The 23,678-nt window shown below is 67.9% G+C and carries 26 protein-coding genes; 14 read left to right on the forward strand and 12 right to left on the reverse strand.

Going from position 1 to position 23,678, the window contains the following annotated elements; genetic code table 11:
* Nucleotides 1-4 precede the first annotated feature (4 nt).
* Nucleotides 5-226 carry a hypothetical protein gene (locus tag AC07PE_RS08805; RefSeq protein WP_498763267.1) on the forward strand — a complete coding sequence of 74 codons (222 nt, stop codon included), beginning with the start codon at nt 5-7 and terminating at the stop codon, nt 224-226.
* Between the two features lies 1 nt (nt 227).
* Here the strand turns inward: AC07PE_RS08805 and AC07PE_RS08810 are convergent, their stop codons facing one another.
* From AC07PE_RS08810 to AC07PE_RS08820, 3 genes are all read right to left on the reverse strand, one after another.
* Complete coding sequence (locus AC07PE_RS08810; RefSeq protein WP_498763269.1) at nt 228-926, reverse strand: anti-sigma factor; 699 nt, start codon at nt 924-926, stop codon at nt 228-230.
* The gene (locus tag AC07PE_RS08815; RefSeq protein WP_498763271.1) at nt 923-1,504 is read right to left on the reverse strand and encodes a sigma-70 family RNA polymerase sigma factor; all 582 of its coding nucleotides are present in this window, start codon (nt 1,502-1,504) and stop codon (nt 923-925) included. Before AC07PE_RS08815 ends, AC07PE_RS08810 begins: the two co-directional genes overlap by 4 nt.
* An 81-nt stretch (nt 1,505-1,585) precedes the next feature.
* The gene (locus AC07PE_RS08820; RefSeq protein ID WP_498764745.1) at nt 1,586-2,062 is read right to left on the reverse strand and encodes a fasciclin domain-containing protein; all 477 of its coding nucleotides are present in this window, start codon (nt 2,060-2,062) and stop codon (nt 1,586-1,588) included.
* Nucleotides 2,063-2,333: 271 nt separating this feature from the next.
* Here AC07PE_RS08820 and AC07PE_RS08825 point away from each other — a divergent pair, with 271 nt between their 5' ends.
* From AC07PE_RS08825 to AC07PE_RS08840, 4 genes are read left to right on the forward strand one after another with little or no spacing between them, the layout of a single operon-like run.
* Nucleotides 2,334-3,824, forward strand: coding sequence for a DUF4331 domain-containing protein (locus AC07PE_RS08825; RefSeq protein WP_498763273.1), 1,491 nt, complete (start codon nt 2,334-2,336; stop codon nt 3,822-3,824).
* Nucleotides 3,825-3,834: 10 nt separating this feature from the next.
* Nucleotides 3,835-4,086 carry a hypothetical protein gene (locus AC07PE_RS08830; RefSeq protein WP_498763275.1) on the forward strand — a complete coding sequence of 84 codons (252 nt, stop codon included), beginning with the start codon at nt 3,835-3,837 and terminating at the stop codon, nt 4,084-4,086.
* Nucleotides 4,083-5,288 (forward strand): tetratricopeptide repeat protein, encoded by a 1,206-nt coding sequence (locus tag AC07PE_RS08835; RefSeq protein ID WP_498763277.1) that lies wholly within the window; start codon nt 4,083-4,085, stop codon nt 5,286-5,288. The genes AC07PE_RS08830 and AC07PE_RS08835 overlap by 4 nt, the downstream gene beginning before the upstream one ends.
* Nucleotides 5,285-6,406, forward strand: coding sequence for a HupE/UreJ family protein (locus AC07PE_RS08840; protein ID WP_498763279.1), 1,122 nt, complete (start codon nt 5,285-5,287; stop codon nt 6,404-6,406). Before AC07PE_RS08835 ends, AC07PE_RS08840 begins: the two co-directional genes overlap by 4 nt.
* An 18-nt stretch (nt 6,407-6,424) precedes the next feature.
* Here AC07PE_RS08840 and AC07PE_RS08845 read toward each other — a convergent pair whose 3' ends face one another.
* Nucleotides 6,425-6,973 carry a Dps family protein gene (locus AC07PE_RS08845; protein WP_498763281.1) on the reverse strand — a complete coding sequence of 183 codons (549 nt, stop codon included), beginning with the start codon at nt 6,971-6,973 and terminating at the stop codon, nt 6,425-6,427.
* A 144-nt stretch (nt 6,974-7,117) separates the two neighbouring features.
* On the opposite strand from AC07PE_RS08845, the gene AC07PE_RS08850 reads away from it, so the two are divergent.
* Together AC07PE_RS08850 and AC07PE_RS08855 are read left to right on the forward strand one after the other, a co-directional pair.
* Nucleotides 7,118-7,438 carry a hypothetical protein gene (locus AC07PE_RS08850; protein WP_498763283.1) on the forward strand — a complete coding sequence of 107 codons (321 nt, stop codon included), beginning with the start codon at nt 7,118-7,120 and terminating at the stop codon, nt 7,436-7,438.
* Nucleotides 7,439-7,492: 54 nt separating this feature from the next.
* Nucleotides 7,493-7,951 carry a DoxX family protein gene (locus tag AC07PE_RS08855; RefSeq protein ID WP_498763286.1) on the forward strand — a complete coding sequence of 153 codons (459 nt, stop codon included), beginning with the start codon at nt 7,493-7,495 and terminating at the stop codon, nt 7,949-7,951.
* 55 nt (nt 7,952-8,006) lie between these two features.
* Here the strand turns inward: AC07PE_RS08855 and AC07PE_RS08860 are convergent, their stop codons facing one another.
* The 5 genes from AC07PE_RS08860 to AC07PE_RS08880 form a co-directional block, all read right to left on the reverse strand.
* On the reverse strand, nt 8,007-8,846 hold the full coding sequence (locus AC07PE_RS08860) for an alpha/beta fold hydrolase (protein ID WP_498763288.1): 840 nt from the start codon (nt 8,844-8,846) through the stop codon (nt 8,007-8,009).
* 116 nt (nt 8,847-8,962) lie between these two features.
* The gene (locus tag AC07PE_RS08865; RefSeq protein ID WP_498763290.1) at nt 8,963-9,598 is read right to left on the reverse strand and encodes a response regulator transcription factor; all 636 of its coding nucleotides are present in this window, start codon (nt 9,596-9,598) and stop codon (nt 8,963-8,965) included.
* A gap of 33 nt (nt 9,599-9,631) precedes the next feature.
* Entirely contained in the window at nt 9,632-11,173 is a 1,542-nt protein-coding gene (locus AC07PE_RS08870; protein WP_498763292.1) for a sensor histidine kinase, read from the reverse strand.
* Between the two features lie 113 nt (nt 11,174-11,286).
* Nucleotides 11,287-13,158: an amidohydrolase gene (locus AC07PE_RS08875; RefSeq protein ID WP_498763294.1), complete on the reverse strand. Its 1,872-nt coding sequence runs from the start codon at nt 13,156-13,158 to the stop codon at nt 11,287-11,289.
* A gap of 39 nt (nt 13,159-13,197) precedes the next feature.
* Nucleotides 13,198-13,824 carry a response regulator gene (locus tag AC07PE_RS08880; RefSeq protein ID WP_498763297.1) on the reverse strand — a complete coding sequence of 209 codons (627 nt, stop codon included), beginning with the start codon at nt 13,822-13,824 and terminating at the stop codon, nt 13,198-13,200.
* Between AC07PE_RS08880 and AC07PE_RS08885 the strand changes: the two genes are divergently transcribed.
* Nucleotides 13,817-13,954, forward strand: coding sequence for a hypothetical protein (locus tag AC07PE_RS08885; RefSeq protein WP_498763298.1), 138 nt, complete (start codon nt 13,817-13,819; stop codon nt 13,952-13,954). The two genes, AC07PE_RS08880 and AC07PE_RS08885, sit on opposite strands and share 8 nt — an antisense overlap.
* Here the strand turns inward: AC07PE_RS08885 and AC07PE_RS08890 are convergent.
* Nucleotides 13,944-14,909 carry an alpha/beta fold hydrolase gene (locus tag AC07PE_RS08890; RefSeq protein WP_498763300.1) on the reverse strand — a complete coding sequence of 322 codons (966 nt, stop codon included), beginning with the start codon at nt 14,907-14,909 and terminating at the stop codon, nt 13,944-13,946. The genes AC07PE_RS08885 and AC07PE_RS08890 overlap by 11 nt on opposite strands.
* 186 nt (nt 14,910-15,095) lie before the next feature.
* Between AC07PE_RS08890 and AC07PE_RS08895 the strand changes: the two genes are divergently transcribed.
* From AC07PE_RS08895 to AC07PE_RS08905, 3 genes are all read left to right on the forward strand, one after another.
* Nucleotides 15,096-15,767 (forward strand): YoaK family protein, encoded by a 672-nt coding sequence (locus AC07PE_RS08895; RefSeq protein WP_498763302.1) that lies wholly within the window; start codon nt 15,096-15,098, stop codon nt 15,765-15,767.
* 15 nt (nt 15,768-15,782) lie between these two features.
* On the forward strand, nt 15,783-16,469 hold the full coding sequence (locus AC07PE_RS08900) for a hydrolase (protein ID WP_498763305.1): 687 nt from the start codon (nt 15,783-15,785) through the stop codon (nt 16,467-16,469).
* 70 nt (nt 16,470-16,539) lie between these two features.
* A complete protein-coding gene (locus AC07PE_RS08905; RefSeq protein WP_498763307.1) occupies nt 16,540-17,202 on the forward strand; it encodes a response regulator transcription factor in 663 nt (220 codons plus the stop codon).
* 5 nt (nt 17,203-17,207) lie between these two features.
* On the opposite strand, the gene AC07PE_RS08910 is transcribed toward AC07PE_RS08905, so the two are convergent.
* Nucleotides 17,208-18,287 (reverse strand): porin, encoded by a 1,080-nt coding sequence (locus AC07PE_RS08910; RefSeq protein ID WP_498763309.1) that lies wholly within the window; start codon nt 18,285-18,287, stop codon nt 17,208-17,210.
* Between the two features lie 269 nt (nt 18,288-18,556).
* Between AC07PE_RS08910 and AC07PE_RS08915 the strand changes: the two genes are divergently transcribed.
* The 3 genes from AC07PE_RS08915 to sbcB all read left to right on the forward strand — a co-directional run bounded on the left by AC07PE_RS08915 (nt 18,557) and on the right by sbcB (nt 22,609).
* Nucleotides 18,557-20,350: an amidohydrolase gene (locus AC07PE_RS08915; RefSeq protein WP_498763311.1), complete on the forward strand. Its 1,794-nt coding sequence runs from the start codon at nt 18,557-18,559 to the stop codon at nt 20,348-20,350.
* A gap of 25 nt (nt 20,351-20,375) precedes the next feature.
* Nucleotides 20,376-20,954, forward strand: coding sequence for a TMEM175 family protein (locus tag AC07PE_RS08920; protein ID WP_498763313.1), 579 nt, complete (start codon nt 20,376-20,378; stop codon nt 20,952-20,954).
* 65 nt (nt 20,955-21,019) lie between these two features.
* Entirely contained in the window at nt 21,020-22,609 is a 1,590-nt protein-coding gene (gene sbcB, locus AC07PE_RS08925; RefSeq protein WP_498763315.1) for an exodeoxyribonuclease I, read from the forward strand.
* Here the strand turns inward: sbcB and AC07PE_RS08930 are convergent.
* Complete coding sequence (locus AC07PE_RS08930) at nt 22,590-23,648, reverse strand: hypothetical protein (RefSeq protein WP_498763317.1); 1,059 nt, start codon at nt 23,646-23,648, stop codon at nt 22,590-22,592. The two genes, sbcB and AC07PE_RS08930, sit on opposite strands and share 20 nt — an antisense overlap.
* Nucleotides 23,649-23,678 lie beyond the last annotated feature (30 nt).

A 23,678-nucleotide genomic window follows, 5' to 3' on the forward strand; every position in this document is an offset into this window, starting at 1 on the left:
AGGCATGGCTGAGCAGAACCGCAATGATGCACGGACCGATGGCACAACCGCCTATTTTGTCGATCAAGGCCTGAAGCTGTGCACCCGTCATGGGGTGCATCCTGCGCTGCAGTTCATGGAACAGGCCGGGGTGCCGCGCGAGGTCGCGCTCAGGGTTTTGTGCTCGCCTGTGCATTTTCGCAAGGACTGCAAGATACACGACGATCGCCCGCACGGCCATCCTTGAATTACAGGCGAGCCCAGCTACCCTTGTACAGCACCGGCCCGGTCGGTCCGTTCGGATCGGGCGAGCCGCCTTTCGGCTCCAGGCTGATCGCCAGCAGCACCACATCCGGACCGATCGCGCGCTGGTCCAGCGTCAGCTCGGCGTGCCGGTTGTCGGCCAGGATGCCGAGCGAGCGCGGCTTGCCGTTGGCGCCGATCGCCCACAGCTGCAGGGTGCGGTCGTCGGGAACCTGCACGTCGCGCGCCACGCGCACGTCCAGCCTTCCGCGGGCGGCGTCCGCCGTCACCACCAGGGCCGTGCGCGACTGCGCGTCGGCCAGCGCTGCCACCTGCTGCGGCAGCGCCGTGCCTTCGCGCCCGGCAAGCATCACGCCCAGCGCCAAGGCGAGGCCGCCGGCCGCAAAGCTCAGCCAGGCCCAGGGGCGGGCCGCATCCAGGCGCCAGAATTGCCACCATGGCGCCGACGGCGCCAGCTGCAGGCGCCGCTCGATGCCGGTCCAGACCCGCGCCGGCGGCGTGACCGGGCGCCCCAGTTCCGACAGGGTGCCCAAATGCCCCTGCCAGCTGGCGACCGCGGCGCGCAGCGCGGCATCCTCGCGCAGCCAGGTTTCGAAGCGGCGCCGGGCGCCGCCGCGCAGGGTGCCCAGCACGTATTCGGCCGCCAGTTTTTCGCGCAGTACCGCATTGTTCCTGAGGTTCATGCAGTCTCCCGGTTCGTGAGGCAATCGCGCAGGCGGTCGAGGCCACGGCGGATCCAGGTCTTCACCGTCCCCAAGGGCAGGCTGAGCTCGGCCGCCACTTCTTTGTGCGACATATCGTGCAGGTAAGCCATGCCGATCGCCTGGCGCTGGCGTCCGGCCAGCTTTTCCATGCAGCCGGCCAGGGCCAGGGCATCGCGCGACAGCTCGGCCAGGTCCTGCGGGCCGGCGGCCGTGTCCTGCAGCGCTTCCACCGGATCGTAGTCCTGCAGGGCGAGTTCGAATTCGCCCTTCGGCTGGCGGCGATGGATGTCCAGGGCCTTGTTGCGCACGATGGTCGCCATCCAGGTGAGCGGGGCGGACAGGTGCAGCTGATAGCTCGCGGCCGCGTGCCAGATCGACACGAAGGCATCCTGCAGCGCTTCTTCCGCCAGCTCGTCCTTCCGCAGGATGCGCAGGGCGAAGCCGAACAGCTTCGCCGAGGTCGCGTCATACAGCTTGCGGAAGGCGCCCTGGTCCCCGAGCGCCACCGCGCCCAACAGGCGCTGCAGCTGCTCGCTGTCTTCCAGATCTCTGCTCACGGCGTCCCCGTCATTGATTTAATGCAATCATTCTAACGCGTCATTACGGGGATTGCGGCAGATTCGTCAAATTTTCCTGTTTCACTTCGGCATCAGGACGGTGTCGATCACGTTGATGACGCCGTTCGACTGCGCCACATCGTAGGTGCTGATGCTGGCGGTGTGGCCGCTCTCGTCCATGACCTGGATATTCCGGTTGCCGTTCATCGCGAAGCTCAGCATGCCGCCGCCGACCGTCGCCAGGCGCGCCTTGCCGCCCTGCTTGACGATTTCCCTCTGCAGCGCGGCAAAGTCGTAGCGGCCCGGCAGCACGTGGTAGGTCAGTACTTTGGTCAGCGTGTCCTTGCTTTCGGGCTTGAGCAGACCATCCACCGTGCCGGCCGGCAGGTGGGCGAAGGCGCTGTCGGTGGGCGCGAACACCGTGTAGGGTCCCTTGCCCTTGAGCGTGTCGACCAGGCCGGCCGCCTTGACCGCCGCCACCAGGGTCTTGTGGTCGGCCGAGTTCACGGCATTGTCGACGATGTCCTTGCTGGGGTACATGGCCTGGCCGCCGACCATGACCGTGCTCTCGTGCGCCTCCGCCGCAGCGGGCAGGGCGAGCAGGGCGCTAATGAGGGCGAAACTGCCGGCGGCGGCGAAGCCGGTGCGGGAAGTACGGAACATGGGTATCTCCTGGTTGTGGTCGGTGTACTTCATATACGCATGACCCACCCCGGCTGGATTCAAAAAATCTTTTTGAAATTTTTAAAATTTATTGAATCCAGTTGCACCGCCCCTGCGTATATGGATGGCAAGCATCTACGTTCGACGTCAACAAGGGGGAGAAAACATGAAACGCAAGGGAGCACTACTACCGGGTCTGATCGCCGCTGCGCTGTCCGCAGCCATCGTCCAGCCGGCCGCATACGCGTCGAGCCATCGCGAGGCGCCGTTCATCACCCAGCATCCGAAGATCGACGCCACCGACTTCTACATGTTCCGCAGCTACGAAGCGGGACGCGACGGTTTTGTGACGATGATCGCCAACTACGTGCCGCTGCAGGATCCGCAGGCCGGACCGAATTACTTCGCGATGGACCCGGAAGCGCTGTACGAAATCCACATCGATAACAATGGCGATGCGAAGGAGGACCTCACCTTCCAGTTCCGCTTCCAGAACACCAACAAGGACACCAAGCTGACCGTCGGCGGCAAGCAGGTGGCGATCCCGCTGGTCATCAACGGCGGCGCCATCGACGGCCCGAATGCGGCCGGGCTGAATGTGCGCGAGACCTATACCGTCAACGTGGTGCGCGGCGACCGCCGCACCGGCACCCGCGCGGCAGTCACCGGCATGAACGGTGTGACCACCTTCGACAAGCCGATCGACAACATCGGCAACAAGTCGATTCCGAATTACGCGGCCTACGCCGCCAAGCATGTCTACCAGGTGAACATTCCGGGCTGCGCGACGCCGGCGCGCATGTTCGTCGGCCAGCGCAAGGATCCCTTCGTGGTCAACCTCGGCGAGACCTTCGACCTCATCAACATCAAGGCGCCGGCCACCGAGTTCTCCGCCGGCGCCGAGCGCGCCGCCAAGGACGACCTGGCCGGCAAGAACGTGACCAGCATCGAGCTCGAAGTCGCGGCCTCTTGCCTGGTCGCAGGAACCGACCCCGTGATCGGCGGCTGGACGACCGCCAGCATGCGCCAGGCGCGCCTGTTGAATCCGACGCCCGGCACCGGCACCGGCGCCTCGAAGGAGGGCGGCGCCTGGACCCAGGTATCGCGTCTCGGCATGCCGCTGGTGAACGAGGTCGTGATCGGCCTGAAGGACAAGGACCGCTTCAATCACAGCAAGCCATCGGCCGACGGCCAGTTTGCCGACTACGTCACCAACCCGACCTTGCCGGCCCTGGTCGAGGTCCTGTACGGCAGCGCCGGCGCCAAGGCGCCGACCAACTTCCCGCGCAATGACCTGGTGGCCGCCTTCCTCACTGGCGTCAAGGGCCTGAACCAGCCGGCCAAGGTCACCGCTTCCGAGATGCTGCGCCTGAACACCACGATTGCTCCGGTGGCGCAGGGCGCGCAGAAACGCCTGGGCGTGATCGACGGCGACAATGCCGGCTTCCCGAACGGCCGCCGTCCCGGCGACGATGTGGTCGACATCGCGCTGCGGGTGGTGATGGGCAAGCTGTGCACCCTGAACCTGGGCTGCGCACCGGCCGACGCGCCCGCCGGCGGACTGCATTTCACCGACGGCGCCTACCTGGACGACAGCTTCTTCGGGAACGCCTTCCCTTATCTGAAGACGCCGCTGGCCGGTTCGCCGCAGCAGTGAGGAGGCCATCATGCGTACATTGAGCCTGCTTTGCCTGACGCTGCTGTTGTCGGCCTGCGGCGGCCACGACCGCCATGACGATGCGCCGGCGACCATGCCGCCGCCGCCACCGACCACCGGCGGCACGACCTCGCCGGACGTCTTTGCCGCCCAGGTATCGACGGTAGCGGCGACCCGGCCCGACGACACGGAACCGGCGGCCCTGGACGCGACCGCGCCCACCATGCCGGACAACACCGAACCGGCGCCGGTGACGCCATGAGGGGCGGCGCCGCTGGCCTGCCACGGGCCTTGCTTGCGGTGCTGATGGCGGCGCCCGTGCTGGCCGCGGCGGCGCCACGCCTGCCGGCCAGCGGCGCCGAAGTACTGGAAGTTCTGCCATGGCGGAACAGCCCGCAGCAGCGCGAACTGCGCGAGCTGCGCGCCAGCCTCGCCGGCTCGCCGCAGGACCTTGGCCGCGCCGCCAAGGTGGCGCGGCGTTATATCGAACTGGGGCGGCGCGAAGCCGACCCGCGCTTTTTCGGCTACGCCCAGGCCGCACTGGCGCCGTGGTGGCGCCAGCCGGCGCCGCCGGCCGAGGTACGCCTGCTGCGCGCCAGCCTGCTGCAGACCGAGCACCGCTTTCCCGAAGCCCTGGCCGACCTCGACGCCGTCACCGCCGCCGAGCCGGGCAATGCCCAGGCCTGGCTGACCCGCGCCACTGTCGAGACGGTGCGCGCCGATTACCCGGCCGCGACGCGCAGCTGCGCGCGCCTGTCCAGTCTTGCCGACGAACTGGTGACGGCCGCCTGCATCGCCAACGTCGGCGCCATGACCGGACGCCTGCATGCGAGCGAAGCGCTGCTGGCCGCCACCTATAAACGCGGCGCCGGCGCCCAGGCCGGGGTCGACGCCTGGGTGCTGGGCAGCCTGGCCGAGATGGCGGCGCGGCGCGGCGATGCGGCCAGCGCCCGCGCGCGCTTCCGCCAGGCGCTGGCGCTGGCGCCCGGCGACAGCTATCTGCTCGCCGCCTACGCCGATTTCCTGCTCGAAGAGCGCCGGCACGATGCGGTGCAAGCGCTGCTGGCGCCCTATCTGCGGATCGACGGCTTGCTGCTGCGCCACGCGCTGGCACTGGCGGGCGCCGGCGACAAGTCGCGGCTGGCGCCCGAGCTGGCCGAGCTGAACGCACGCTTCGACGCCGGCGAACGGCGCGGCGACGGCGTGCACCTGCGCGAACAGGCGCGCTTCGAGCTGCAGCTGCACGGCAACGGGCCGCGCGCGCTCGGCCTAGCGCAGCGCAACTGGGCATCGCAGAAAGAGCTGGCGGATGCCCGCGTGCTGCTGGAGGCGGCGCTGGCAGCGCGTCATCCGCTGGCGGCGCGCCCGGTGCTGGACTGGATGAAAGCCTCGGGCGTGGAAGACCCCGCGCTGGCGCGCCTCGCCCAGCAGCTGGGCGGAGCAAAGAAAGGGAACGAAGGATGAAGCGGATCTGCTGCCTGTTTTTCCTGCTGCTGGCCGTGGCGCTGCCGGCCGCCGCGCACAAGCCGAGCGACAGCTATCTCAGCCTGCAAGCGGCAGCGGGCAGCGCGCCGCTGCAGGGCCGCTGGGACATCGCACTGCGTGACCTCGATTATGCGATCGGCCTGGACGCCGATGGCGACGGCCAGATCACATGGGACGAGCTGCGGCGCCGCCATGCGGACATCGCCGCCTATGCGCTGGCGCGCCTGCGCATCGCGCGCGGCGGCCAGCCATGCCGGCTCTCGGCCGGCAGCCAGCTGGTCGACAGCCACACGGACGGCGCCTATACGGTATTGCCCTTTATCGCTACCTGCCCGGCCAGCGGCAGCCTGGAATTCGACTACCGCCTGTTCGCCGACGTCGATCCCCAGCACAAGGGGCTGCTCAGCGTGACCGGCGCAGGCGCGCCGCGCACGCTCGTGCTGGGCAGCAGCCAGCCGCACGCGCAGCTGGAAGAGAGCGGCGCGCAGGGCTTCCTCGGCTTCGTGCAGCATGGCATATGGCATATCTGGATCGGCTACGACCACATTCTGTTCCTGCTGTCCCTGCTGCTGCCCGCGGTGCTGGTATGGCGCGAGCACGCATGGCGGGCCGTCGCGGGGCCGCGCGCCGCCCTGGTGGACGTGCTGCGCATCGTCACTGCGTTCACGGTGGCCCATTCGATCACGCTGAGTCTGGCCGCGCTGGACGTGATCGCGCTGCCTTCGCGCTGGGTCGAGTCGGCGATCGCGCTGTCGGTGCTGCTCGCGGCGCTGAACAACCTGCGCCCCGTCACGCACAAGCGGCGCTGGGTCGCGGCCTTCGGCTTCGGGCTGATACACGGCTTCGGCTTCGCCAGCGTGCTGGGCGACCTGGGACTGCGGAGCGGTGGACTGGCGGCATCGCTGGTCGGCTTCAACCTGGGCGTCGAGATCGGCCAGCTGGCGATCGTCGCCGCCTTCCTGCCGCTGGCCTGGCTGGCGCGCGGCACCTGGTTCTATCGCCGCTTCATGATGATGGGCGGATCCTGCCTGATCATGCTGATTGCGGCTATCTGGCTCGGCGAACGCGTGTTCGACCTGCGCCTGCTGCCTGCCTGACGATCCAACGCGGCCTTGTCAGACGGACGGGGCGAGTTCCGAATGACGCGACAGGTGCTGGACGACGAACCAGCTTTGCAGCTCGTTGGTTCGCACGATCTCGCTGACGATCAGATCGTTCGTGCCGTCGTCGCCGGCGTCGTTGGCGGCGCGTGCCAGCGGACGGGCTTCCAGCAGGATCATTTCGTGCCCATCGGCCAGGCGGTCGAGCTGGGCGCGCGCCGTTTCGCGGCCGCGCGGCGCGCGGGCGATGGCCGATTCGCTCGCCACGTCGCCGGGCAGGGCGACCGTCACGCCGCCCAGCGTCTGGATGCGTTCCGCGATCGAATCCATCAGTGCCACCTGTTCGTCATAGTGCTTGTCGAACAGGAGATGCAGTTCATAGAAGGTTGCCCCGGCGGTCTGCCAGTGCGCTTTCTTGTAGGCGTCGCGCATCGCCATCGTATGCGCGAGCAGGCGGTTCAGCGCGCGCACGCTCTTGGAACGGACATCGGCATCGAGACCGATGCGGACGGGTGCGAGCGCACCGAATTCCTGGACTATATTCTTTGCAGTGGTGTCGGTCATGTCATCTCCTTGAATACCAATCGGCCAGCCGACATGATCGGCCGCCTGGCCTGTTCGCGCCCCTGCCCTAGGACAGGGGCGCAAGGCCGCCACAGCTTCCATACTTCGTTCTCGACCAGATCCTTGACATGGCAATCGCGGAACATGAGGCCTTCCAGTACCGAGCGGGCAAGCAGCGCAGAACGCATCGACGAGCACATCGACGTCCTGCGGATTCGTTTATGGAACCCGACCAGGGCGACTGTGCTGATCAGCGAGTTCCAGAGCGCCGATCGGGTCCTGGCGCGCTGGGGCTTGCATGCGGACCGCGATCATGTCGGCTTCGAGATCGTGTTCGCCGATGGCACCGTCGCCAGCGGATCGCATGAGTTCTTCAAGAACGGCAAGCGCCGCTGCCTGTTCTCGACCCACGTCCGCCGCCTCATGGACCAGGCGGCCAGGTCGCGCTACGCGATCCCGGGCTGAACCCGCGGCGCCGTGTCTACCGTCCTCTTTCCCTTCACTTCGCAGGATTTCAACATGCACCCTCGCTTCGTCCATGCCATTCCCACCGCGCACCGCTCCCGCCCAGCCGGGCTGCTGTACCGGTTTTTTCTTCTGCTGCTATGTTCGGCCTATCTGCAGGGCGGGCTGGAAAAGGCCATCGATTTTCCGGCAGCGCTGGCCGAGATGCACCACTTCGGGATGGAACCCGCGGCGCCGCTGGCCTTGCTGACCATCGTCGGCGAACTCGCCGCGTCCTTCCTGATCCTGAGTGGCGTCAAGCGCTGGGCCGGCGCCGTCTACCTGGCCTTGTTCACGCTGGCGGCGAACCTGGTCGCGAACCGCTTCTGGGAGCTGGCCGGCCCTGCGCGCAGCATGGCCGAGAACGGATTCTTCGAGCACCTGGGCCTGGCCGGCGCCTTCATGATCGTCGCCTATGCCGATCTGCGCACCCGGCCGCGGACCCGGAAACCCCGGTCCTTCGGCCAGGCGTAAGGAAAAGGAGGGGCGCCGCCCCTCCGGCGCCATCAGCCGGGACGGCGCGGCGGGATCAGCTGCGCAGGAAATCCAGCAGTTCGGCGTTCAGCTTGTCCTTGTGGGTCGACGGCAGGCCGTGGCCCGCGCCTTCGTACACCGACAGGCGGCCCTGCGGCAGCAGCTCGACGGCGCGGCGCGCGGTGGTCGGCAGCGGGACGATCTGGTCGTCGTCGCCGTGGATGACCAGGGTCGGGATGCTCATCTTCTTCAGGTCTTCCGTGAAGTCGGTCTCGGAGAACTGCGCGACGCAGGCATGCGCGCTCTTGATGCTGCATTGCAGGCCCTGGATCAGGAAGGACTGGCGCATGCCTTCCGATACCGTCGCACCCGGACGGTTGAAGCCGAAGAAGGGCATGGTGAGGTCGAGGAAGAACTGGGCGCGGTCCTTGCGCACGCCTTCGCGGATGCCGTCGAAGACCGACATCGGCACGCCGTCCGGGTTCGCCTCCGAAACCACCATCTGCGGCGTCACGGCGCCGACCAGCACCGCCTTGGCGACGCGGCCGGTGCCGTGGCGGCCGATGTAGCGCGCGACTTCGCCGCCGCCGGTCGAATGGCCGACCAGGGTGGCGCCGGTGATGTCGAGGGTGTTCAGCACCGTCGCCAGGTCGTCCGCGTAGGTGTTCATGTCGTTGCCGTGCCAGGCCTTGCTCGAGCGGCCGTGGCCGCGGCGGTCGTGGGCGATCACGCGGTAGCCATGCTCGGCCAGGAACAGCATTTGGTCTTCCCAGGCGTCGCCGGAGAGCGGCCAGCCGTGGCTGAAGACGACCGGCGTGCCGTGACCCCAGTCGGTAAAGTGGATGACGGTGCCGTCGTGTGCGGCCACGCTGTCGATGGTGCGGGTAGTGGTCATGCTGCGATCCTTTCAGGAAGTGATTGCGCCGCGGCCTGCGGCGTTGCTTCGATTGTGGATGCGATGGCCGTGCCGGCCTAGATATACGAAGGGATAGCGCGCGGCCGGCGCCGCCTTCAGAGGCTGATGTAGCCGCGCTTGAGCGCAAGGGTGACGGCGTGGGTGCGGTCGCTGGCGCCCAGCTTGACCAGGATGGTGCTCATGTGGGTCTTCACCGTCGGCTCGCCGATGCTGAGCGCTTCGCCGATGACGCGGTTCGAATTGCCGTTGGCGGCCAGGCGCAGCACGTCGAGTTCGCGCGGCGACAGCGCGTCGGCCCGGAAATGGCTGTCGACGTCGCTCTGCGCCAAGGGGGCGATCACGCTGGCGCCGCGATAGACGTTGCGCACCGCCTGCGCCAGGGCCAGTCCGGAGGCGTCCTTCAGCAGGTAGGCGGCGGCGCCGGCCTTCAGCGCCGCCAGCACGCGGGCGTCGCCGCGGTAGGTCGTCAGGACGATGATGCGCGCGTCGGGGTGCAGCGCGCGGATGCCGATGATGGCTTCGAGCCCGTCCTTGACCGGCATCTGCAGGTCGACCAGGGACACGTCGGGCCGATGGCGCGCGAAGTCGGCGATCGCCTCGTTGCCGTTGGCGGCGGTGCAGACGATTTCGATGCCGCCCTGGGCGAGCAGGGCGGCCGAGATACCTTCGCGCATCATCGGGTGGTCGTCGACGATCATGACGCGGATCGGGGCTGGAACAGGAGTGTGCATGGTGGTGGCGTGGAGATGGGCGAATACTACACCTTATTGCAGCGGCGCCGGCGTGGCGGCCACCGGCAGCCGCACCCGGAAGCAGGCGCCATGGGGTTCGCAAGGCTCGAACCAGATCGTGCCGCCATGTGCGCGCACGATGGACTGGCAGATCGACAGGCCCATGCCCGTGACACGCCCGTGTGCGGCCGGCTTGGTGCTGAAGCGGCAGCCGAACAGGCGTGCCCGGTCGCGCGGCGCGATGCCGGGGCCGTTGTCGCTGACGGCCAGTTCGACGCCGCGCTCGCCATTGCGCAGGGATGCGATGCGGACCCGCCGCGCGCCTGCCAGGCCGGCGGTCGCATGCGCCTCGATCGCGTTGACCAGCAGGTTGGTCAGCAGCTGCTGCAGCTGGACGCGGTTGGCGGCAATCGTCCGCGCGGCCAGGCCGAGCGCCAGCTCGACCTCGACCCCGTGCTCGCACAGGCGATGGCGCAGCATCGCCAGCACCTCGCGCACGGCCTCGTCGACCTCGACCACGGCCGTCTCGAGTGGCTGGCCGGACGCCAGGCACTGCAGGCCGCGGACGATCTCGCCCGCCTGGCGGCCCGCTGCGCCGATCAGCGCCAGGGAGTCCAGCGCGCGTTCCACGTCCGGCGCCGCGCGGCGCAGCCATTTGCCGGCCGCTGCCGCATGCAGGGCGATGGCCGCGAGGGGCTGATTGAGTTCGTGGGCGATCGCCATGGCGTGCCCGCGCTCGCCATCGGTATCCTCGTTCCAGGCGCGCTGCAGGGCATGCACCCGGCCGGCCGCGCCCCAGCTCCGGTAATGCGTCAGGCACTGGCGGCGATAATGGCGCGCCGCCGATGCCAGCCCGCTTTCGTCCGCCTGCATCGCGGCCTGTTCGTAGGCGAGCGCGGCCAGCCAGTGCAGGTCGAGCCGCGCCGCGCCGCCGGCGGTGCGTTCGAAGCCGCCCAGCGCGCCGATGCCGTCGCCGCGCCTGCGGGCGCAGGCGGCAAGCGCCAGTGCGTGCATGGCGCCGCCGCTGGCCTGGCAGCGTTCGTCCATATAGCGCAAGGCTTCGCAGTGCCGCTCCAGGCTCTCCGGTTCGGCCGCATCCTGCCACCAGGCCAGCGCCGATACCGCAAAGCTGTGGAAGAGCATCAGGTCGCCGGTCGAGGTCTGCGGGCCGGTCAGGGCAGCAGCCGCATCGACGGCCTCCAGCGCGACCGCGGGCGCCTGCGCGTACCAGGCGGCCTGCAGGCGCGTCAGCCAGTGGCCGAAGCGGAAACTCTGGCGGCCTTTCGGCGCCGCGCATGACTGCAGAAGGATGGCCGCGCTGTCGGGCGAGAGCAGGCCGCGCAGCAGGCGGGCGCGGTCCGCGAGTTCGCGCGCCAGCGCCCCGTTGTCCTCGGCCTGGGCCTGCCGCTGCGCCGACCCCAGATGACGCAGCAGGTCGGGAACCGATCTGCCTGCGGCGAACGCGATACCGCCGAGGTAAGGCGCAGCCGCCCGGCGCGGCGCGGCATTCCTGCGGATGGCGGGGTAAATGCGGGTCCCGCCAGGACGCGGGACGGGTTCGAGGACCAGGGTCATGGGCAGTACTCCTTCAAGGCAATCTTGGCGCCGCGCGCTTTCATCTGGCGCGGCGCTCAGTGCCATTATCGGACGTCCTGCCCCTTATCCCTTCATACGAAAGTCGTAGTGCCTCAGAAAGCGAAGCAGCTGCAGCCGAAGGCGCCCCAGAAGCCATGGTGGTCGGAAACCGGCATGGTCGAGCGGCGCGCGCGGTCGTGGCCGTGGCCATGCACCCCGCATGGCCCCTGGCACTGGTGGGCCAGCATGGGCTGCGGCGCCGCGTGGCGGTAATGGCCGCTCACCTTGTTCACCGGCGACCATTCCGGCAGCACCGGAATCGGCGGCGGTGCGATGGACGAGAACTCGGCCTGGCCGTACACGATCTTGCCGCCGACGACAGTCAGCACCGATTCGATCGCCTTGATCTCCTCCTCGGGTACGCGGAAGAAGTCGCTGGAGAGCACTGCGAGGTCGGCCAGCATGCCGGCGCGGATCCTGCCCTTCTTGTTTTGCTCGCTCGAGAACCAGGCGCTGCCGCTGGTCCAGAGTTCCAGGGCGGTGCCGCGCGCCAGGCGCTGGCCGGCATCGTAAAGACGCAGGCCGCCAACGGTGCGTCCGGACACCAGCCAGTACAGTGCAGTCCACGGGTTGTAGCTGGCTACGCGGGTGGCGTCGGTGCCGCCGCCGACCGGAACGCCCATTTCCAGCATGCGCGCCACCGGCGGCGTCGCCTTGGCCGCCTCGGCGCCGTAGCGCTCAACGAAGAACTCGCCCTGGAAGGCCATACGGTGCTGGATGGCGATGCCGCCGCCCAGCGCGCGCACGCGCTCGATGTTGCGCGGGCTGATGGTTTCGGCGTGGTCGAAGAACCAGGGCAGGCCGTCGAAGGGAATCTCGCGGTTCACCGCCTCGAACACGTCCAGCATGCGCGTGATCGACTCGTCATAGGTCGCGTGCAGGCGGAAGGGCCAGCGCTGCTCGACCAGGTGGCGCACGACCTTTTCCAGCTCGCCTTCCATGCCGGGTGGGAGGTCGGGACGCGGCTGCAGGAAGTCTTCGAAGTCGGCGGCCGAGAACACCAGCATCTCGCCGGCGCCGTTATGGCGGTAGAAGTCGCTGCCCTCGCCGGGCTTGACCATGCCGGTCCATTGTTCGAAATCGGCCAGCTCGCGGCCCTTGTTCTGGGTGAACAGGTTGTAGGCGATGCGGATGGTCAGCTGGTTCTCGCGCGCCAGCTCGTCGATGACGGCGTAGTCCTCGGGATAGTTCTGGAAGCCGCCGCCGGCGTCGATCGCGCTGGTGACGCCGAGGCGGTTCAGTTCGCGCATGAACTGGCGCGTCGAATTCACCTGCAGGTCGTGGGGCATGGTCGGACCCTTGGCGAGGGTGGCGTACAGGATCATGGCGTTGGGACGGGCGATCAGCATGCCGGTCGGATTGCCGTCGGCGTCGCGCACGATCTCGCCGCCCGGCGGATTCGGCGTGTTGCGGTCGTAACCCACCGCGCGCAGGGCGGCGCGGTTGAGCAGGGCACGGTCGTACAGGTGGAGGACGAAGACCGGGGTGTCGGGCGCGGCGCCGTTGATTTCCTCGATGGTCGGCATGCGCTTTTCGGCGAACTGGAATTCGTTCCAGCCGCCCACCACGCGCACCCACTGCGGATGCGGCGTGCGCTGCGCCTGTTCCTTCAGCATGCGCAGGGCGTCCGCCACGGAGGGCACGCCTTCCCAGCGCAGCTCGAGGTTGTAATTCAGGCCGCCGCGGATCAGATGCAGGTGCGAATCGTTCAGGCCGGGGATGACGGTGCGTCCGTTCAGGTCGATCAGCTGGCTGCCGGGCGCCCGGTGGCGCATGACTTCGTCGGTATCGCCGACGGCGAGGAATTTGCCGTCCTGGATGGCGACGGCGCTGGCCTGGGGATTTTCACGGTCGACGGTGTGGAAGCAGCCGTTGAAAAGGATGAGGGGGGCCGATGGCGTGGATGCCGGCGCCGTTGCTTGCATGTTTGCTCCGTGGTTGCGGGCCCGCGGGCCCTTGGTGGTTCAGTAGGGATGCAGCAGGCCGCGCTGCTGGGCGACGCAGGCTGCTTCCGTGCGGGACGAGACGTTCAGTTTCGAGAGGATGTTATTGATGTGGTATTTCACGGTGCCGACGCCGATGCCGGCATCGCGTGCAATCAGCTTGTTGCTCTTGCCGGCGGACAGGTGGCCCAGGATGTCGAGCTCGCGGCGCGAGAGTGCGCTGCTGTGGATGCGCGAGGCCAGCTTGTGCGCCAGCTGGGGGGGCAGGTAGCGGCCGTGGCGCACGACCTGCTGCAGGCACAGCACGATTTCCTCGAAGGCGGACTGCTTGAGCAGGTAGCCGGCGGCGCCGGCCGCCAGGCCGCGGTGCACGTCTTCGTCGCCCTCGTAGGTCGTGAGGATCACCACTTTCGCCTCCGGATGGCGGGCCCGCACCCGGGCGATCGCTTCCAGTCCGCTGCCGGGCATGTTGAGGTCGACCAGCAGCACGTCCGGACGCAGGCGTTCGTACTGCGCGACCGCGCCGTCGGCGTCGACCGCCTGTCCGAGCAGGCGCAGGCCGGGCTCGGATTCGATCAGGGTGGCGATACCGGCGAGAATCAGAGGGTGGTCATCGGCGATGACCAGGGAGATCGTAGGCTTGTCCAATCGAAGGCTCCTGCAGGCGGATGGCGAAGGCGTCGGCGGCATCCGGGCCGACCGCGCCATTGTCGGCGGCGGCCGGCCGCTGGTCCAGCTATACCAAAGGATAGGCGGCGCCTTCGTCCTTACGCCTTGATGAAGGCGAGCAGGTCGTCGTTGAGGCGATGCTTGTGCGTCGTCGGCAGGCCGTGCGGCGCGCCTTCGTAGACCAGCAGGCTGGCGTTCTTCACCAGCCTGGCGGCGGCGCGGGCGGACGCGTCGACCGGCACGATCTGGTCGTCGTCGCCGTGCACGATCAGGGTCGGCACGTCGATCTTCTTCAGGTCGGCCGTGAAGTCGGTTTCCGAGAACTGCTTGATGCAGTCATACGCATTCTTGATCCCGCACTGCATGCCCTGGGCGCGGAAGGTGTCGCGCACGCCCTGCGACACCTTGGCGCCGGGGCGGTTGTAGCCGTAGAAGGGCAGGGTCAGGTCCATGAAGAACTGCGAGCGGTCTTCCAGCACGGCTTTGCGGATGCCGTCGAAGACATCCATCGGCAGCCCGTTCGGATTGCCTGGCGACTTCACCATCTGCGGCGGCACGGCGCCCACCAGCACGGCTTTCGCCACGCGGCTGCTGCCGTGGCGCCCCAGGTAGCGGGCGACTTCGCCGCCGCCGGTCGAGTGGCCGACCAGGATCGCCTTCTTCAGGCCGAGGTGGTTCAGCAAGGCCGCCAGGTCGTCGGCGTAGGTGTCCATGTCGTTGCCGGTCCATGGCTGGCTCGAGAGGCCGTGGCCGCGGCGGTCGTGGGCGATCACGCGGTAGCCGTGCGAGGCCAGGAAGAACATCTGGTCTTCCCAGGCATCGCCCTGCAGCGGCCAGCCGTGGCTGAACACGACCGGCTGCCCGCTGCCCCAGTCCTTGTAATGGATGACGGTGCCGTCGGCAACGGTGAGGAAGTTGCCGGCGCGTGCGCCCGCCTGGGTTGGCGCCGACGGTTTGCCGCTTGCGGCTGCAGCGGCGGTGCCGGCGGCGGCCAGTCCTGCGCCCGCGGCGGCGGTGGCGGCGCTGGCCAGCAGCGAGCGGCGCGAGAGAGATGCTTGTTTCATGCGTGTCCTTTCAGGGATTCGGTCCTGCGCGATGGATGGCAGGGTGCGCCCAGTCTAGGCAGGCAGCCCGGCCGCGGCACCGGCCAAAAGGCCAGGTGGCGGCCGAACTGGCCTTATGGGAGGGGCAGGGCGGGCGCCGCGCTTCTAGCATGGCGGCATGCATGTTGACTGGGAAGGAAAAGAAGCATGAATGAAAACCAACGCAGCCAGGCGCAAGGGGCGGCGCTCGGCTTCCTGGCCGGCTATGTCGACACGCTCGGTTTCCTGGCGCTGTTCGGCCTGTTCACCGCCCACGTCACCGGCAACTTCATCCTGATCGGCGCCGCCCTGGCCGACCCCTCGCGCAGTTCGGTGCTGCTGAAATTCCTGGCCTTCCCGGCCTTCATCGCCGGCGTGGCGTTGGCCCGGCTGCTGATCGTCGCGGTGGAGAAACGCCAGGGCGCGGCCCTGCGTCCGGCCCTGCTGCTGGAACTGCTACTGCTGCTGGGCTTCATGGGCTTCGGCATGGCGGCGACGCCGGTCGGCGCCGAAGCCGGCGCGCTGGCCATGACGGCCGGCCTGCTGGGCGCGGCTGCCATGGGCGCCCACAGTGCCACCAGCCGCCTGCTGCTGGCCAACCTGGCGCCCACCTCCATGATGACCGGGAACGTGACCCAGATCGTGATCGATACCGTCGACCTGCTGCGCGGCGCCGACGACGCCGGCCTCAAGGTCCGCTTCGCCAAATTCCTGTGGCCGCTGGCGGCCTTCGCCATCGGCTGCACGGCGGCCGCATTCGCATACGCCTGGTTCGGCTTCGCCGCGCTGGCACTCCCTGTGCTGATCCTGGCGGGACTGGCACATTCTTCAACCAAGTAAACAAAAGGTAACACCATGCGCAATCCAAAACTGGAAGTCCTGACCCCGCAAAACTGCCAGATCATCTTCATCGACCAGCAGCCGCAAATGGCCTTCGGCGTGCAGTCGATCGACCGCCAGGTCCTGAAGAACAACACCGTCGGCCTGGCCAAGGCCGCGAAGGTCTTCAACATCCCGACCACCATCACCACGGTCGAAACCGAAAGCTTCTCAGGTCACACCTACCCGGAACTGCTCGACGTCTTCCCGGGCAAGGAGATCCTGGAGCGCAGCTCGATGAACTCCTGGGACGACCAGAAGGTCCGCGACGCGCTCGCCGCCAACGGCCGCAAGAAGGTCATCGTGTCGGGCCTGTGGACCGAAGTCTGCAACACCACCTTCGCCCTGTGCGCGATGCTGGAAGGCGAGTACGAGATCTACATGGTGGCCGACGCTTCCGGCGGCACCTCGAAGGATGCCCACGATTTCGCCATGCAGCGCATGATCCAGGCCGGCGCGGTCCCGGTGACCTGGCAGCAGGTGCTGCTAGAGTGGCAGCGTGACTGGGCCCACCGCGATACGTATAATGATGTGATGGCAATCGTCCGCGAGCACTCCGGCGCCTACGGCATGGGCGTCGATTACGCCTACACCATGGTGCACAAGGCGCCGCAGCGTACCAAGGGCAGCCACGAGACCCTGGCGCCGGTACCGGCGAAGTAAAGGCCGCATGCGCGTGCCGGCGCGGGCAAGTACGGACAAGCCGCCTGGCACGAGCAGAGGAGCGTCGACAATGAACCGGCAGCAGGAACAAGACGAGCAGCACGCGCTGTCCACGAAGCCGACCGTGTACGTGGTCGACGACGACGACAGCGTGCGCGCCTCGGTGCTGAACCTGATGCAGGCCGAAGGCATCGACGCGCGCGGTTTCTCCGCCGGCGCCGATTTCGTGGCGCACGCCCGCGCCGATGCGCCGTCCTGCCTGGTCTGCGACATGCAGATGCCCGAGCTCGACGGCCTGGAAGTGGCCGCCGAACTGGCGCGCCTCGGCAAGGCCATCCCCGTCATCTTCATGACCGGCTTCGGCTCGATTCCACTGTCGGTACGGGCGATGAAGGCCGGCGCCATCGAATTCCTCACCAAGCCGGTCGAACCGGATGCCCTGATCCAGGCCGTGCGCGAAGCGCTGGCGCTGGATGCCGAGGGCCTCGCCTCCCGCCGCGAACTGGCGGACCTGCGCCGGCGCCATGCAAGCCTGACCCCGCGCGAGCAGGAAACCCTGCGCCTGGTGATCGGCGGCCTGCTCAACAAGCAGATCGCGGACGAACTGGGCGTCAGCGAAATCATGGCCAAGACCCACAAGCGCAAGGTCATGGAAAAGATGGCGGCGCGCTCGCTGCCCGACCTGGTGCGCGACGCCGAGCGGCTGCAGATCGAAAAGACGCGCAGCCGCTAGCCCCGTCAGAAGGCGTGGCGCATGCCCAGGGCGGTTCCCGAGACTGTCGAACCGGCGCCGCCCTCCAGTCCATTGATCGCAAAATCGGTCACGCCGCGGCTGTCGTTGCGCAAGTGCGTGTAGAAGGCGAACAGGCTGCTGCGCTTCGACAGCGCATACTCGTAGCCGACCGTCGCATGCACGGCGCCGGTGTCGCTGCCGGCCCGGACGAATCCCACCCGTTCGGTGCTCTCGCCTTTTCCATCGCCTGCCCTGGCGATGCCGAAGCGCAGGCCATGGGGCCCGAATTGCCGGCTCAGCGACAGGTAGTAGTCCATCCGTTCCAGCTTCCCGCTCAGCGTTTCGTAACGCAGCTTTTCGACCGCGCCGGCCAGCTTGAGGGCGCCGAACTGCCAGGACGCCGCCAGCTTGATGCCCTGGTCATTTAGGCCGGGCCCGCGGTAGTCGTGGTGGCGCTCGTAGGCGAGGGCGGCATACAGCGCTTCGCCCTGGAACTGCAGCGAGCCCGAGCTCAGCGAGGGCCTGGCGCCGCTGGCCGGCCGTTCTTCGTTCAGGCCCTGGGCCAGGCGCAGCGACCATCCTCGCCACGCCGGGCTCCAGTAATGCAGGCTGTTGCGCTGGCGGCGGTCGAAGGAGCTGGTGTCGCTGGCATTGTCGGCGCTCGCGGCCGAGCCGTTGCCCATGATGCTCATGTAGCCGGCCGTGGTCGGATAGAAGGGATCGAGGCTGGCGCTGGCGGCATTGTAGGGCGTGGTCCAGTTGCCGGCGAACAGGGTGCCCCAGTGTCCTTCCAGTCCCACGCGCGTATCGCGTGCGGCGACGGCCCCGGCGCCCGTGTCCGGCGACAGCGTGCCTTCGACCTGGAACAGCAGCTTCAGCCCGTCGCCCAGCTCTTCGCCGCCGCGCACGCCGAACACCGAGCGGTAATTCGAGAGGCGGACCGAGGTGGCCTGGCCGTCGCCATGGACACGCATGTCTTCGACGCCAAGGTTCAGGCGCCCATATAGTTGCGTCGCTTCGGCCTGGGCCAGGCCATGACCGGCCAGCAGGCCGAGCAGGGAGGTACGGAGGATCGTGGTTTTCATGAGGCTCGCTTCGAATGGAGGATGAACCGATCCTAGCAATCCGGCGCAGGCTTGACCCCCGCCATTGGGCAAGGCGACGCCACCATGCCAAGCATCGAAAAATTCGATCGGTAATAACAAAATAACTCGTTTTTCCATCCTGCCGCGGCCCTGCATAATCCACTTCGTCCAAGCCGCCGGCCCCGTCATAAGGCAGGGGACGCCGGCGCCGCCAGCCCTTATCGTGAACGGAAGCTGCTCAGCCTCGCAATCAAGGAAAGACCGATACCATGACCAACCACACCCCAACGATGCGCACCGCGCTCCTGTCCACCGCGCTCGCCGCCAGCCTGTTCGCCGCCAGTGCGGGCGCCCGGGCCCAGGCCGACCTCATCCTCACCAACGGCAAGATCGCCACCATGGCCCGCGAGGGCGAGTTCGTCCAGGCCGTGGCGGTCAAGGACGGCAAGGTCCTGGCCACCGGCAGCGATGCCAGCATGCTCAAGCTGAAGAACGCCGCAACCCAGGTGATCGACGCCGGCGGGCGCACCGTGATCCCCGGCCTGAACGACTCCCACCTGCACGTGATCCGCGAAGGCCTGAACTACAACATGGAGCTGCGCTGGGACGGCGTCACCTCGCTCAAGCGCGCCCTCGAGATGCTGAAAGAGCAGGCGGCGCGCACGCCGGAAGGCGAATGGGTGAAGGTGGTCGGCGGCTGGAACGAATACCAGTTCGAGGAAAAGCGTCTGCCGACGCTGGAAGAAATCAACGCGGCCGTACCCGACCGCCCGGTCTTCATTCTCTACCTGTACGGCCTCGGCTTTCTCAACAAGAAGGGTGTCGAGACCCTCGGCTACACCAAGGACACCAAGTACAAGGACGGCGAAGTCGAAATCGGCGCCGACGGCCGCCCGACCGGCAGGCTGATCGCGAAGCCGAACGCCCTGATCCTGTATTCGACCCTGGCCAAGACCAATAAGCTGAGCCGCGACGACCAGCTGAATTCGACGCTGCACTATTACCGTGAGCTGAACCGCCTCGGCCTGACCAGTGCCATCGATGCCGGCGGCGGCTTCCAGAACTACCCGGACGACTACGGCGTGACGCTGGAGCTGGCGCGCGAAGGCAAGCTGACGGTGCGCACCTCCTACTACCTGTTCGCCCAGCGCGCCGGCAAGGAACTGGAAGACTTCCAGCGCTGGCTGACCATGACCCATCCGAAGAAGAACGACCATATGTTCTACCCGAACGGCTTCTCGGCCGAGGGCGGCGGCGAGAACCTGGTGGCCAGCGCCGCCGACTTCGAGAACTTCCTCGAGCCGCGGCCCGAGCTGCCGGCATCGATGGAAGGGGAGCTGGAGCAGGTGGTGAGCCTGCTGGTGAAGAACCGCTGGCCCTTCCGCCTGCACGCCACCTACGGCGAGAGCATCGACCGCGACCTGGCGGTGATCGAAAAGGTGAATGCCAGCACGCCGCTGAACGGCTTGCGCTTCATCGTCGACCATGGCGAGACCATCACCGACAGCCAGCTGGTGCGCATCAAGAAGCTGGGCGGCGGTGTGGCGGTGCAGGACCGCATGCACTTCCAGGGCGAGGCCTACTGGAAGCGCTACGGCGAGCAGGTGCGCCAGATGCCGCCGATCCGCAAGATGCTCGACATGGGCGTGCCGGTCGGACTGGGCACCGACGGCACCCGCGTCTCCAGCTACAACCCCTGGCCTTCCCTGTATTGGGCGGTGACGGGCAAGACCGCCGGCGGCATGAAGATCTGGCGCGACAAGGATGTCCTGAGCCGCTATCAGGCGCTGCGCCTGATGACCACCGGCTCGGCCTGGATGAGCGGTGAAGAAAAGCTCAAGGGCACGATCAAGCGCGGCCAGTACGCGGACTTCGTGGTCCTGCCGCAGGACTTCTTCACGATCGATGCGGAAAAGATCAAGCGCCTGGAAAGCGTGCTGACCGTCGTGAACGGCAAGGTGGTGTACGGCGCCGGCGCCTACGCACCGCTGGCGCCGCAGCTGCCGGCGGTGTCGCCGGCCTGGAGCCCGGTGGCCGCGTATGGCGGCTACCAGAACCGCTGATCGTCCGGCCGGAGCGGGAGACGTCATGGGCAAAGGCAGGCTCGAAGCATTCAGCGATGGGGTGATCGCCATCATCATCACCATCATGGTGCTGGACCTGAAGACGCCGCACGAGGCCACGCTAGCGGCGCTCGGCCCGCTCATGCCGGTGGTGTTCGGCTACGTGCTCAGTTTCATCTACGTGGGCATCTACTGGAACAACCACCATCACCTGTTCCAGGCGGTGCGTCGCATCGACGGCGCCACGCTCTGGCTGAACCTGCATCTGCTGTTCTGGCTCTCGCTGCTGCCGTTCGCAACCGCCTGGATGGGGGCGCAGGGCGTGCACACCGTGCCGGTCGCCCTGTATGGAACGGTGCTGCTGATGTGCGCGACGAGTTATACGCTGCTGGAGCACAGGCTGGCGCGCCTGCAAGGCAGGAACGGCAGGCTGGCGCGGATGCTGGGGGCCGATCGTAAGGGGCTGGTGTCGCTGCTGCTGTACGCCAGCGGCATCGCGCTCGGGCTGCTGAACGCCTGGCTGGGGCTGGGCATCTATGTGCTTGTGGCCGCCATCTGGTTCATTCCCGACCGCCGCATCGAGCGCGCCTTCGCCACGCGCTAGCAGGCGTGCTCCGGTGCGCCGCCGCACCGGCCTATAATGGCCGCGTGTCTATCCGGCGAGCGCGCATGAACACATTACTGGTCTTCGACTTCGAGACGACAGGGACGGATCCGGTCCGCGACCGTCCCGTACAGTTTGCATGCGTCCGTACCGACCTGGATCTCGAAATCCTCGCCCAGCCCACCACCCTGCATTGCCAGCCGGCGCCGGATCATCTGCCCGATCCGGCGGCCTGCCTGCTGAACGGCATCACGCCCCAGTTCTGCCGGCAGGTGGGCCTGCCCGAATTGCGCTTCGCCGATGCCGTCAACCGCGAGCTCGGGTCGCCGGGCACCATCAGCTTCGGCTACAACTCGATCGCCTTCGACGACGAGATCGTGCGTTTCATGCTGTGGCGCAATCTCATGGACCCCTATGCCCGCGAATGGAAGGACGGATGCGGCCGCTGGGATCTGCTGCACCTGGTGCGGGCCGCCTATGCACTGCGCCCCGACACGCTCGAGTGGCCGCGCAAGGAACAGGGTGAGGTCTCCTTCGAACTGGCGCGCATCAGTGCGGCGAACGGGCTGCTGCACGAATCCGCGCACGATGCGCTGTCCGACGTGTATGCCGCGCTGGCGCTGGCGCGCCGCATCAGGGAGCGCCAGCCGCGCCTGTACGCCCACTGTTTTTCGATGGCCGACAAGAACCTGGCGCTGCGGGAGATGGACGTGGCGCAGCGCCGGCCCTTCATCCACGTCGGCCGCAACGCCGCGACGGCGGCCGGCATACGCATCATGCTGCCGATCGCCCAGCATCCGATCAACCGCAATGTGGTGATTTCCTGGGACCTGGCGAAGGACCCGCGCCAGCTGCTCGACATCGACGCCGAGACCATGCGCAGGCGCCTGCTGACCGGCCAGGAGGAGCGTCCCGAGGATTTCGATCCCTTGCCGCTTTCCTGCGTCGCCGCGAACCAGTCGCCGGCGGTGTTTCAGGATCTGAAGGTGCTGTCGCGCGAGCGGGCCGCCGAACTGGATATCGACGTCAGCGCCGCGCTCGCGAATGTGCCCGTCCTGCTGGGCGTGCTCGAGACGCTCGACCTCTCGCGGCAGCTGCAGGCCGTGTTCGACCCGCGCGGGCCCCAGTGCCACCCCGAGCAGGCTTTGTATGCGGGCTTTATCGGGCATACTGACCGGCGCGCGCTGGATGCGCTGCGGGCCCTGGACCCGGCGGAGCTGGCCATCGTCAAGCCCGAGTTTGCCGACCCCAGGCTGGCTGAGCTCTTCCTGCGCTACAAGGCGCGCCATTATCCGGAAGCGCTCTCGCAGCGCGAACAGGACAAATGGGAAGAGTACCGCTTCCGCAAACTGATAGCCGGCGATTGCGGTAGCCGCACGGTATCGGCGGTGCGCGAATCGGTGGAAAACTGCCGGCGGCAACTGGCCGCGACCGGCGACACCGCCGATCCGGCGGCCGAGGCGATCCTCGACGAGGTGCTGGCCTACACCAACAGCCTGGCGGCCGTGATCGATCCTTTCGACATCGCCGCGCCGCCGGTTGCACCGGCGCCGGCGCCGGCGCCCACGCCAGCGAGTGCGCCGGTACAGCCCGACTTCTTCGGCGGCGCAGGCAAGGCGCCACCCAAACGCCGCGCTACGGCGCGCCGCCGCTGAGCAGGCGCGCGCGGACCAGCGCCGGATCGACGCCTTCTTCGAAATCGAAACGCTGGCCGTGCGTGCTGAATACCGCGCCGGCCCGCTCCAGCGCGCGCCGGATGTCGGCGAAGCGGCTCAGCTCCTGGATGGGCAGTTTCAGGCTGCTGCCTTCCGGCTCCAGCGCGGCCAGCTGTTCGCGCAGTTCCTCGTCGCTGTGCGGCGCCGGCGTGGCCGGGAGCTCCGGCGCGGCCGGCTGGTCGGGCAGGGCGGCGTCTGCGAGGCCGGCAAGCAGCGGATCGGCGCGGTAGGCGGCCGCGAGCTGCCGCGTCAGGCGCCCGGCATCGAAGCAGCCTGCATAGCGGCGGCCGGAGAGCAGCTGGAATTTGAGATAGAGGCGGCCGTCGTCGCCGGCCTCGAGCAGGTAATCGTCCGCCAGGTGTCCGGCCGCCGGCCCGCGTCCGCCGGCGCGAGCGATAAAGTCCTTCAGTTCCTCGGTGGCCTGCACCCGTACCGAAAACGCGGCGGCGAGCACCCGCGGGTCCTCGGGGTCGAAGCCGGCGTCCCTGAGCGCCTGCGCGCGCAGCGTGTCGCCGATGTGCAGGGTGAGCTCGCCGGGCCCGTGCGCCGGCACGCCGGTTGCATAGCGCACCGCGCCAGGATCGTCCGCACGCGGCAGCGCGATGGCATCGAACAGTGCGGCGATACTGTCTTCGTTCAAGACGCTGCGGTAGCGCGGGTCGAGCGCCGCCAGCCCGACGCCGTCCGCCGCGCCGTCGGCCAGGCAGCGTTCGCGCAGCGCCTGGTAGGCCGGATCGGCCTCGAGCTCCGGCGCGGGAAAGCGCAGTTCGCGGTCGATGCGCTGGCCATCGTAGTCCGGAACGCGCGCCGCCCTGAACTCTTCGCGGGTGGACTCCGCGGTCGGCCAGCGCTTATGGTAGGCCGCGAACAGCTTGCCGAGACCGATGTAGTAGGACAGGTCGCGCGCCGTCTCCTGCTGGCCGAGCGGCAGTTCGAGCTGGGATGTACCGGCTTGCGCCGGATTCGCTTTGCGCCTCATGCCAGGCACGATACACGATCGCCGCAAAGC

It is taken from the genome of Telluria sp. GW821-FHT07G12 (assembly GCF_059418525.1).

What these genes read in the sequence shown, in the direction of transcription:
- AC07PE_RS08805 (WP_498763267.1), top strand. Translation starts at nt 5, where the DNA reads ATGGCTGAGCAGAACCGCAATGATGCACGGACCGATGGCACAACCGCC.
- AC07PE_RS08810 (WP_498763269.1), bottom strand. Translation starts at nt 926, where the DNA reads ATGAACCTCAGGAACAATGCGGTACTGCGCGAAAAACTGGCGGCCGAA.
- AC07PE_RS08820 (WP_498764745.1), bottom strand. Translation starts at nt 2,062, where the DNA reads ATGGTCGGCGGCCAGGCCATGTACCCCAGCAAGGACATCGTCGACAAT.
- AC07PE_RS08825 (WP_498763273.1), top strand. Translation starts at nt 2,334, where the DNA reads ATGAAACGCAAGGGAGCACTACTACCGGGTCTGATCGCCGCTGCGCTG.
- AC07PE_RS08830 (WP_498763275.1), top strand. Translation starts at nt 3,835, where the DNA reads ATGCGTACATTGAGCCTGCTTTGCCTGACGCTGCTGTTGTCGGCCTGC.
- AC07PE_RS08835 (WP_498763277.1), top strand. Translation starts at nt 4,083, where the DNA reads ATGAGGGGCGGCGCCGCTGGCCTGCCACGGGCCTTGCTTGCGGTGCTG.
- AC07PE_RS08840 (WP_498763279.1), top strand. Translation starts at nt 5,285, where the DNA reads ATGAAGCGGATCTGCTGCCTGTTTTTCCTGCTGCTGGCCGTGGCGCTG.
- AC07PE_RS08845 (WP_498763281.1), bottom strand. Translation starts at nt 6,973, where the DNA reads ATGACCGACACCACTGCAAAGAATATAGTCCAGGAATTCGGTGCGCTC.
- AC07PE_RS08850 (WP_498763283.1), top strand. Translation starts at nt 7,118, where the DNA reads ATGAGGCCTTCCAGTACCGAGCGGGCAAGCAGCGCAGAACGCATCGAC.
- AC07PE_RS08855 (WP_498763286.1), top strand. Translation starts at nt 7,493, where the DNA reads ATGCACCCTCGCTTCGTCCATGCCATTCCCACCGCGCACCGCTCCCGC.
- AC07PE_RS08860 (WP_498763288.1), bottom strand. Translation starts at nt 8,846, where the DNA reads ATGACCACTACCCGCACCATCGACAGCGTGGCCGCACACGACGGCACC.
- AC07PE_RS08865 (WP_498763290.1), bottom strand. Translation starts at nt 9,598, where the DNA reads ATGCACACTCCTGTTCCAGCCCCGATCCGCGTCATGATCGTCGACGAC.
- AC07PE_RS08870 (WP_498763292.1), bottom strand. Translation starts at nt 11,173, where the DNA reads ATGACCCTGGTCCTCGAACCCGTCCCGCGTCCTGGCGGGACCCGCATT.
- AC07PE_RS08875 (WP_498763294.1), bottom strand. Translation starts at nt 13,158, where the DNA reads ATGCAAGCAACGGCGCCGGCATCCACGCCATCGGCCCCCCTCATCCTT.
- AC07PE_RS08890 (WP_498763300.1), bottom strand. Translation starts at nt 14,909, where the DNA reads ATGAAACAAGCATCTCTCTCGCGCCGCTCGCTGCTGGCCAGCGCCGCC.
- AC07PE_RS08895 (WP_498763302.1), top strand. Translation starts at nt 15,096, where the DNA reads ATGAATGAAAACCAACGCAGCCAGGCGCAAGGGGCGGCGCTCGGCTTC.
- AC07PE_RS08900 (WP_498763305.1), top strand. Translation starts at nt 15,783, where the DNA reads ATGCGCAATCCAAAACTGGAAGTCCTGACCCCGCAAAACTGCCAGATC.
- AC07PE_RS08905 (WP_498763307.1), top strand. Translation starts at nt 16,540, where the DNA reads ATGAACCGGCAGCAGGAACAAGACGAGCAGCACGCGCTGTCCACGAAG.
- AC07PE_RS08910 (WP_498763309.1), bottom strand. Translation starts at nt 18,287, where the DNA reads ATGAAAACCACGATCCTCCGTACCTCCCTGCTCGGCCTGCTGGCCGGT.
- AC07PE_RS08915 (WP_498763311.1), top strand. Translation starts at nt 18,557, where the DNA reads ATGACCAACCACACCCCAACGATGCGCACCGCGCTCCTGTCCACCGCG.
- AC07PE_RS08920 (WP_498763313.1), top strand. Translation starts at nt 20,376, where the DNA reads ATGGGCAAAGGCAGGCTCGAAGCATTCAGCGATGGGGTGATCGCCATC.
- sbcB (WP_498763315.1), top strand. Translation starts at nt 21,020, where the DNA reads ATGAACACATTACTGGTCTTCGACTTCGAGACGACAGGGACGGATCCG.
- AC07PE_RS08930 (WP_498763317.1), bottom strand. Translation starts at nt 23,648, where the DNA reads ATGAGGCGCAAAGCGAATCCGGCGCAAGCCGGTACATCCCAGCTCGAA.